Below are 8,537 nucleotides of genomic sequence, written 5' to 3' on the forward strand. Positions count from 1 at the left end.
GCGCATGTCGAGCGGCCCTGCCATCCAGCACGCCGGCGACCTCGCGGCCATCCTGAGCTCGCTGGTGCCCGGCGAGGTGCTCTTCATCGACGAGATCCACCGCATGGCGCGTTCGGCCGAGGAGATGCTCTACCTCGCCATGGAGGACTTCCGCATCGACATCATGGTCGGCAAGGGAGCCGGTGCCACGTCGGTTCCGCTCGACCTCGCGCCCTTCACGCTCGTCGGTGCGACCACCCGGGCGGGCCTCCTGCCCAACCCGCTGCGCGACCGCTTCGGGTTCACCGCGCACCTCGAGTTCTACGACGAGGCCGAGCTCGAGCAGGTGCTTGCCCGAGCCGCGTCGCTGCTCGGCCTGGCGATCGACCGCGAGGCGATCGCCGAGATCGCGGGCCGGTGCCGCGGCACCCCTCGCATCGCCAACCGCCTGCTGCGCCGCGTCCGCGACTTCGCGCTCGTGCACGGCGGCGACGCGGATGTCACGGCGGTCCGCGCCGCGCTCGACCTCTACGACGTCGACGCACTCGGCCTCGACCGACTCGACCGCGCGGTCATGATGATCATCCTGACGCGGTTCGGCGGCGGCCCGGTCGGACTCAACACGCTCGCCGTCTCGGTGGGCGAGGAGTCCGAGACGATCGAGGCCGTGGTCGAGCCGTTCCTGGTGCGCATCGGGCTCATCACGCGTACGCCGCGCGGCCGGGTCGCGACCCCATCGGCGTGGCGGCATTTCGGGCTGGCACCGGGCGCTCCCGAGGGCGCAGCCACCCTCCCGATCGATGACCTATAATCCTTTGAGGCTTGGTCCTCAACGCCGTCGACTCCGTGCGGCCCGCCGCACACCGGAAGGTTCCCTCCCCTCATGACGTTCGATCCGTTCACCATCATCATGCTCGCCGTCCTGGCGGTGCTGATCTTCTTCATGTTCCGCAACTCGCGCAAGCGGCAGGCCGATGCGCGGGAGCTGCAGTCGAAGGTCACGGCGGGCGCGAAGGTGATGACCAACTTCGGCGTCTACGGCACCATCCTCTCGATCGACGAAGACGAGAACCAGGTCCTCCTCGAGACCTCGCCCGGCACCGTGCTGACCGTCCACCGCCAGACGATCGCCCGCGTGGTCGAGCCGGCAGCGGTCGCCCCCGTCACCGAGGTCGGCGGCTCCGCACTCGAGGGCCAGCCGGAGTTCGGTGAGCGCGTCGACGACGTGACCACCGACGAGACGCCCGACACCAAGAAGTCGGACGACTAAGACTCCCGAACCAAGCTCGGTCCGCGCGCTGTCGCGCGGGCTCTTGCAGAGAAAGCAGAACCTGTGGCTGCACCATCCAAGCGGTCATCCCGGCCGACCCCCGTTCGCAAGGCCTGGAGATCGCTCACCTGGCTCGGCGTGATCATCGTCGGGCTGTTCGCGATCAACGCGGCCGGCGTGATGTGGGGCGGCGGGTCCTGGACCCCCAAGCTCGCGCTCGACCTCGAGGGCGGCACGCAGATCATCCTCGAGCCCAAGGTCGAGTCTGGCGCCTCCGTCTCGCAGGAGCAGCTCGACCAGGCGGTCTCGATCATCCGCCAGCGTGTCGACGCGTCGGGTGTCGCCGAGGCCGAGATCAACACCGAGGGGTCGAACGTCGTCGTCCGCATCCCGGGTGAGCTCGACGAGCAGACCCGCGACCGCATCGAGTCCTCGGCCAAGCTCGAGCTGCGCGCCGTGCTGCTCGCGGATGCCGCGACGAACCAGGCGATCGACTCGACCGAGTCCCCGGCCCCGACCGAACCGGCCGAGGAGCTCGAGTCCACTCCGACCACCGAGCCGACGGACGGCAGCGACCCGGCGTGGGTCACCCCGGCGCTCCAGGACCAGTTCGACAACTTCGACTGCTCGAGCCTCGACGACGCCGCGGCGAACGTCGCTCCGGCCGACGAACCGCTCGTCACCTGCGACGTCAGCCGAACGGCGAAGTACCTGCTCGGCCCGGTCGAGGCGAGTGGCGAGAACATCGTCAACGCGACCAACGGCATGGTCACCACGCAGACTGGTGCCAGCACCGGTCAGTGGGCAGTGAACATCCAGTTCGACCAGAAGGGCACCGAGGACTTCGGCGCGGTCAGCACCCGTCTCTTCGGGCTGCAGGGCCAGTCGCCGCGCGACCAGTTCGCGTTCGTCCTCGACGGCGCCGTGTTGACGGCTCCCCAGATGAACGGCGCCATCACCGATGGTCGCCCGCAGATCACCGGGAGCTTCACGCAGGAGTCGTCCAAGTCGCTCGCCGACCAGCTGAAGTTCGGCGCCCTGCCGCTCAGCTTCACCGTGCAGTCCTCCGACACGATCTCGGCGACGCTCGGCACCTCGCAGCTCCAGTCGGGCCTCATCGCGGGGCTCATCGGCCTCATCCTGGTCGTGATCTACACACTGTTCCAATACCGGGCGCTCGGCTCGGTGACCATCGCGTCCCTGGCGATCGTCGGCCTGATCACCTACCTGGCGATCACGATCCTGTCGTGGCGTGAGGGGTACCGCCTCTCGCTCGCGGGCATCGCGGGCCTCATCGTCGCGATCGGATTCACGGCCGACTCGTTCATCGTGTACTTCGAACGCGTCCGCGACGAATTGCGCGACGGCCGCCCACTCGTCGGCGCCGTCGAGGCGGGCTGGAAGCGCGCCTTCCGCACGATCCTCGCGTCGAAGGGCGTCAACCTGCTCGCGGCCGTGGTGCTGTTCGTCCTCGCCGTCGGCAGCGTGAAGGGCTTCGCCTACACCCTCGGCCTCACGACGATCATCGACGTCCTCGTCGTGATCCTGTTCACCCACCCGATGCTGCAGCTGCTCGCGCAGACACGGTTCTTCTCCAGCGGCAATCCGTGGTCGGGCCTCGACCCGAACGCGCTCGGGGCGGTCTACCGCGGCCGTGCGGAGTTCCGCAAGCCCGTCGCCGTGCCCGCGGGCAAGGTCGCCTCGAGCGCACGAGAGGCGCAGAAGCGCCAGACCATCGCAGAACGCAAGGCCACCGCAGGCGTCGGCAGCGGCTCGAGCGAAGGCAAGGAGTCCTGATGGCCAACCGGCTCACCACATTCGGCAACGACCTCTACACGGGCAAGCGCTCGTTCAACTTCGTCGGCGGCCGCAAGAAGTGGTACGCCATCGCCGGCGTGCTGATCATCCTCACGGTGCTGATCCCGGTGCTCCGCGGCGTCAACTTCAGCATCGAGTTCCGCGGCGGATCGCAGTTCCAGATCGCCGGCATCGAGAACGCCGAGCCGCAGCCGGCCATCGATGCCGTGGCATCCGTCGTCCCCGACGCCGATGCGCACGTCACGATCGTCGGCGGCACGGGCGTGCGCGTCCAGACCGACCAGCTCGAGCAGGCAGACTCGCTCGCCGTCGCCAACGCCCTGGCGGAGGCCTACGACGTCCCGGTGTCCGAGGTGACGTCGTCGTTCATCGGTCCGAGCTGGGGTGCGGATGTCACGAGGCAGGCGCTCCTCGGCCTCGGCGCGTTCCTGCTCCTCGCCGGCATCATCATGGCCCTGTACTTCCGCACCTGGAAGATGTCGCTCGCGGCCATCCTCGCCCTGATCGGCGACCTGATCGTCACCGTCGGGCTCTATGCGGCGGTCGGCTTCGAGATCAGCCCGGCGGCCACCATCGGCATCCTGACGATCCTGAGTTACTCGCTGTACGACACCGTCGTGGTGTTCGACAAGATCCGCGAGAACACGACCGAAGACGGACAGGAGTCCCGCCGCACGTTCGCGGAGTCGGTGAACCTCGCGGTGAACCAGACCCTGGTGCGCTCGATCAACACGAGCGTGGTGGCGGCGCTACCGGTCGCGGCGATCCTCTTCATCGGCGCCGGCGTGCTCGGCGCGGACACCCTGCGCGACATCTCGCTCGCCCTGCTCATCGGCATCCTCGTCGGCACCTGGTCGACCGTGTTCATCGCCGCGCCGCTGTACTCGCAGCTGCGCGAGGGCGAGCCGGCGATCCATCGACACGACCAGAAGGTGCTGAAGGAGCGCGAGCGCGCAGCGGCCGTCGTCCGCGACGCCGAGGCGCTGCCCACGGCGTGATGTTCGCCTCAGGCGAGAGTGGCACGGAAGACCTCGCAGAGCGGCGATAATTGAGTTCTGGAGGTGCGCGCATGACCGAAGCGGGAGTCAACTCGACCGCTTCGCTGCGCCGCCTGGTTCCTCGGATCTTCTCGAAGGCGCAGCCGTCGGGTGCTGTCGAGACCCTCATGCGCACGGTGCGGATGCACCATCCGAAGGCCGATCTCGGGCTGATCGAGCGGGCGTACACCGTCGCCGAGCGCGCCCACGAGGGTCAGAAGCGCAAGAGCGGCGAGCCGTACATCACCCATCCGATCGCCGTCGCGCAGATCCTCGCCGACCTCGGCATCGGCTCGAAGACGGTCGCCGCGGCACTGCTGCACGACACGGTCGAAGACACGGCGTACACGCTCGACCAGGTCCGCGCCGACTTCGGTGACGAGATCGCGATGCTCGTCGACGGGGTCACCAAGCTCGACAAGGTGAAGTACGGCGACTCGACCCAGGCCGAGACGGTCCGCAAGATGATCGTCGCGATGTCGAAGGATATCCGCGTCCTCATCATCAAACTGGCCGACCGGCTCCACAACGCCCGCACCTGGGGGTTCGTGCCGGCCGCGTCCGCCTCGCGCAAGGCCACCGAGACCCTCGAGATCTACGCGCCGTTGGCCCATCGGCTCGGCATCCAGGCGATCAAGTGGGAGCTCGAGGACCTCTCGTTCGCCGTGCTGTACCCGAAGCTCTACGCCGAGATCGAGAGTCTCGTGCGCCAGCGCACTCCGCAGCGCGAGGAGTTCGTGCAGAACGTCATCGACCTCGTCGGTGAAGACCTCAAGGCCTCCAAGATCCGCGGCAAGGTCATGGGCCGGCCGAAGCAGTACTACTCGATCTACCAGAAGATGATCGTGCGCGGACGCGACTTCGATGAGATCTACGACCTCGTCGGCATCCGGGTGCTCGTGAACTCGGTGCGCGACTGCTATGCGGTCCTGGGCTCCATCCACGCACGGTGGACGCCGCTGCCCGGCCGGTTCAAGGACTACATCGCCACGCCCAAGTTCAACCTCTACCAGTCGTTGCACACGACCGTCATCGGTCCCAAGGGTCGTGCGGTCGAGATCCAGATCCGCACCCACGACATGCACCAGCGCGCGGAGTACGGTGTCGCGGCGCACTGGAAGTACAAGGAGCGGATGAACTCGGGGCGCACCACCGACGCCCAGAACGCCAACGACACCGACATGGCGTGGCTCGCGCACATCTCCGACTGGCAGGCCGAGACGGCCGATCCGGGGGAGTTCCTCGACTCGCTCCGCTTCGAGATCGGCGCGAAGGAGGTCTACGTCTTCACGCCGAAGGGCCGGGTGATCGGGCTCCCGTCGGGTGCGACCCCCGTGGACTTCGCCTACGCGGTGCACACCGAGGTGGGGCACCGCACCATGGGCGCGAAGGTCAACGGCCGCCTCGTGCCGCTCGAGAGCGAGCTCTCCAGCGGCGACGTCGTCGAGGTGTTCACGTCGAAGAACCCCGACTCCGGTCCGAGCAAGGACTGGCTGACCTTCGTCAAGAGCCCTCGCGCCCGCAACAAGATCCGCCAGTGGTTCACCAAGGAGCGCCGCGACGAGGCCATCGAGCAGGGCCGCGACGCGATCGCCCGCGCGATGCGCAAGCAGAACCTCCCGCTCCAGAAGCTCATGAGCCAGGAGTCGTTCGCCGAGGTGGCCGCCCAGCTGCGGTACGACGACGTCTCCTCGCTGTACGCCGCGGTCGGAGAGGGACACGTCTCGACGCAGTCGGTGCTCGAGAAGGTCGTCGCCCTCGTGCGCGACGTCGACGAGGGGGACGAGCCCGACCTGCCCATCCCGGTGCGGTCGCGCCCACTGCCGCGGAACTCCGACTCGGGCGTGCTGGTGCGCGGTGCGCCCGACATCCTCGTGAAGCTCGCGCGCTGCTGCACGCCCGTGCCGGGCGACGAGATCGTCGGCTTCATCACCCGCGGCTCGGGCGTCTCGGTGCACCAGGCCAACTGCCACAACGTGCAGTCCCTCATGAACGAGCCCGAGCGCATGATCGACGTGGAATGGGCGCCGAGTTCCAAGAGCCTCTTCCTCGTGCAGATCCAGATCGAGGCGCTCGACCGGGCCGGCCTGCTGTCGGACGTCACCCGTGTGCTCTCCGAGCACCACGTGAACATCCTCTCGGCCAACGTGTCCACTTCGACCGATCGGCTCGCGCTCAGCCGGTTCGTGTTCGAGATGGGGGACACGACCCACCTCGACCGGGTCCTCAATGCGGTCCGTCGCATCGATGCGGTGTACGACGTCTATCGCGTGAGCGACGGCTGACCCACCGGAGCACCGGCCACGACCGGTCGGACGCGAGCAGCGGACGCTCCGAGGCAGGCCTCGACGCGACCGAGACGCGCCAGCGCGGCTGAGCGGTAGGGCATCCGGACCGCCGCCTGAAGCTTCGCTGCCAGCTCGTCGAGGAGCGCCCGGCGTGTCTCGAAGAGGGCCGCGGTGACCTCGACGGACGCGTCGTCGGGGAGGCCCGGGTCGCGGAGCAGGTCGAAGCCGGTGCGCACGACCGACGTGCACCGCACGCCACCGAGTCGGATGACCTCACCGTCGTCGATGCGGACCTCGCGGACCGTGGCCCGTCGCTCGGCGAGCACCGCGATGCGCGCGCTCAGGGGCACGCAGAACTGGGCGATCGAGGGCGGAACGTCGACGGCCCCGTGGACCCAGGCGGCTGAGAGGCGCTCGATGATCAGCGCACGGGGAACACGCAAGGCGAGGGCGGCCGCTCGGAACTCGGGTAGGTCGGGCTCGTCGACCGGTGCCCATCCGTCGTCGATCGCGAACAGCTCGCCGTCGAGCCGTGCGGCGCACAGCTCAGCGAGGGGCAGATGGTCGGTGCCGAGCACCGCGGGAAGCCTGGCCATGACGCCCATGCTGCGGCATCCGGCACCGCGCGATCGACCAGGACCGTCATCTGTGGAGAACGCGCGCCCCGATCCGGGACGCGCGTTCGAGTCGTTCGGTGGTCAGCTCAGCCGCCGACGGCCTTCAGCCACGCGCGACGGGCGTCGAGTGCCTCCCGGGCCGAGGCGATCGCCCGCTCGTCGCCGGCCGACTCGGCTGCCGCGAGCTCGGCCTCGAGCTTCGCGATGGCGTCCTGGAGCTGGCCCAGCATGCCCTCGGAGCGCGCCTTCTTCTCGGGGTCCTCGCGCTGCCAGCGCTCGTCCTCGAGGGAGCGCACGTGATTCTCGACCTTGCGCAGCCGATCCTCGATAGGGCGCACCTGGTCGCGGGGCACGCGGCCGAGGTCATCCCAGCTGCGCTGGATGCGGTTGAGGGCGGCGCGAGCGGCCTTGGGGTCGGACTCCGTGAGGAGCTTCTCGGCCTCCTCGAGGAGCGCCAGTTTCTCGGTGAGGTTCGCCCGGTAGGACTCGTCCTCCTGCGCGTCGACCTCCGCCTTGGCCTGGAAGAGCACGTCGCCCGCGGCCTTGAACTTGGCCCAGAGCGCGTCGTCGACCTTCTTGCCGGCTCGTCCGGCGAGCTTCCACTCGTCGAGCAGGGATCGGTAGTCGGCGACGGCGTCGGCCCCGCGCGGAGCCAGTGCCTCTGCGCGCTCGATGAGCTGCTGCTTTCGCGTGCGAACGTCGCGGTGGGCGGCGTCGAGCTCGGCGAAGAACGCCTTTCGGTGCTGCTCGATGATCGAGCGCGCGGCACGGAACCGCTTCCACAGCTCGTTCGCCTCGTTCTTGGGCAGGCGGGGTCCGTCCTGCTGGTGGCGCTGCCAGCTCGCGAAGAGCGCGTCGAGCTCGGMGGTCGCCTGCTTCCACTGCGTCTTCGCGGGATCCTGGGCGGCGAGCGCCTCTGCCTGCTCGACGATGCGGGTGCGCTCGGCGATCRCCTCGCCGAGCGCGGCCTTCGCCTCGGCCTGCTGCTGCTCGGTCAGCTCCTTCGTGGTGCCCGAGAGCGCCTCGAGTCGCCGCGACAGGGAGTCGAGATCGCCGACGGCGTGGGCGTCGGCGACCGAGCTGCGGAGGTTCGTGACCGCCTTGGCGACGTCGGCCGCAGGTGCGCCGCGCCGGACCCGCTGCTCCAGCAGTCCGACCTGGCCGGCGAGATCGGCGTACTTGCGCTCGAAGTAGGCGAGCGCCTCCTCGGGTGTCGCGTCGGGGTACTGTCCGACCTCTCGCTCACCGTCGCTGGTGCGCACGAAGACGGTGCCCGTCTCGTCGACGCGGCCCCACGGTTGCTGCTCTGAATCGGTCACGGCCTCACCCTGTCGTGGTCGRATGCCGCCCACTGGGCGGCGATGACGGCATCAAGCCTATTGCACCGCTCGAGGGCGGCGCCGTGCACCGCGCGTCGGCGACGCGGGTCGTCACTGGATCGTGAACCCCGTGATCGTCACGGGCACCGCGGGCGCGCCGTCGGTGCCGCCGTCGGCGGTGCCGGCGTCGGTGACGCCCGCCTTCAGCT

The 8,537-nt window shown here is 69.0% G+C and carries 7 protein-coding genes; 5 read left to right on the plus strand and 2 right to left on the minus strand.

Features of this window, described 5'->3' with window-relative positions; genetic code table 11:
• The 5 genes from ruvB to AC1DY2_RS10665 form a co-directional block, all read left to right on the plus strand.
• Positions 1-790: Holliday junction branch migration DNA helicase RuvB (gene ruvB, locus AC1DY2_RS10645; protein ID WP_476762403.1), on the plus strand; the 790-nt coding region annotated here is incomplete at its 5' end.
• Between the two features lie 72 nt (positions 791-862).
• Positions 863-1,249, plus strand: coding sequence for a preprotein translocase subunit YajC (yajC, locus tag AC1DY2_RS10650; protein ID WP_476762404.1), 387 nt, complete (start codon positions 863-865; stop codon positions 1,247-1,249).
• 180 nt (positions 1,250-1,429) lie between these two features.
• Positions 1,430-3,046 carry a protein translocase subunit SecD gene (gene secD, locus AC1DY2_RS10655; protein WP_476762409.1) on the plus strand — a complete coding sequence of 539 codons (1,617 nt, stop codon included), beginning with the start codon at positions 1,430-1,432 and terminating at the stop codon, positions 3,044-3,046.
• Positions 3,046-4,065 (plus strand): protein translocase subunit SecF, encoded by a 1,020-nt coding sequence (gene secF / locus AC1DY2_RS10660; RefSeq protein ID WP_476762405.1) that lies wholly within the window; start codon positions 3,046-3,048, stop codon positions 4,063-4,065. Before secD ends, secF begins: the two co-directional genes overlap by 1 nt.
• Positions 4,066-4,136: 71 nt before the next feature.
• Positions 4,137-6,389: a RelA/SpoT family protein gene (locus AC1DY2_RS10665; RefSeq protein ID WP_476762406.1), complete on the plus strand. Its 2,253-nt coding sequence runs from the start codon at positions 4,137-4,139 to the stop codon at positions 6,387-6,389.
• Here AC1DY2_RS10665 and AC1DY2_RS10670 read toward each other — a convergent pair.
• The gene (locus AC1DY2_RS10670; protein ID WP_476762407.1) at positions 6,368-6,988 is read right to left on the minus strand and encodes a type IV toxin-antitoxin system AbiEi family antitoxin; all 621 of its coding nucleotides are present in this window, start codon (positions 6,986-6,988) and stop codon (positions 6,368-6,370) included. The genes AC1DY2_RS10665 and AC1DY2_RS10670 overlap by 22 nt on opposite strands.
• A gap of 107 nt (positions 6,989-7,095) precedes the next feature.
• Positions 7,096-8,328 (minus strand): DUF349 domain-containing protein, encoded by a 1,233-nt coding sequence (locus tag AC1DY2_RS10675; RefSeq protein WP_476762408.1) that lies wholly within the window; start codon positions 8,326-8,328, stop codon positions 7,096-7,098.
• Positions 8,329-8,537 lie beyond the last annotated feature (209 nt).

Source organism: Agromyces sp. P1_H4, from assembly GCF_056405255.1.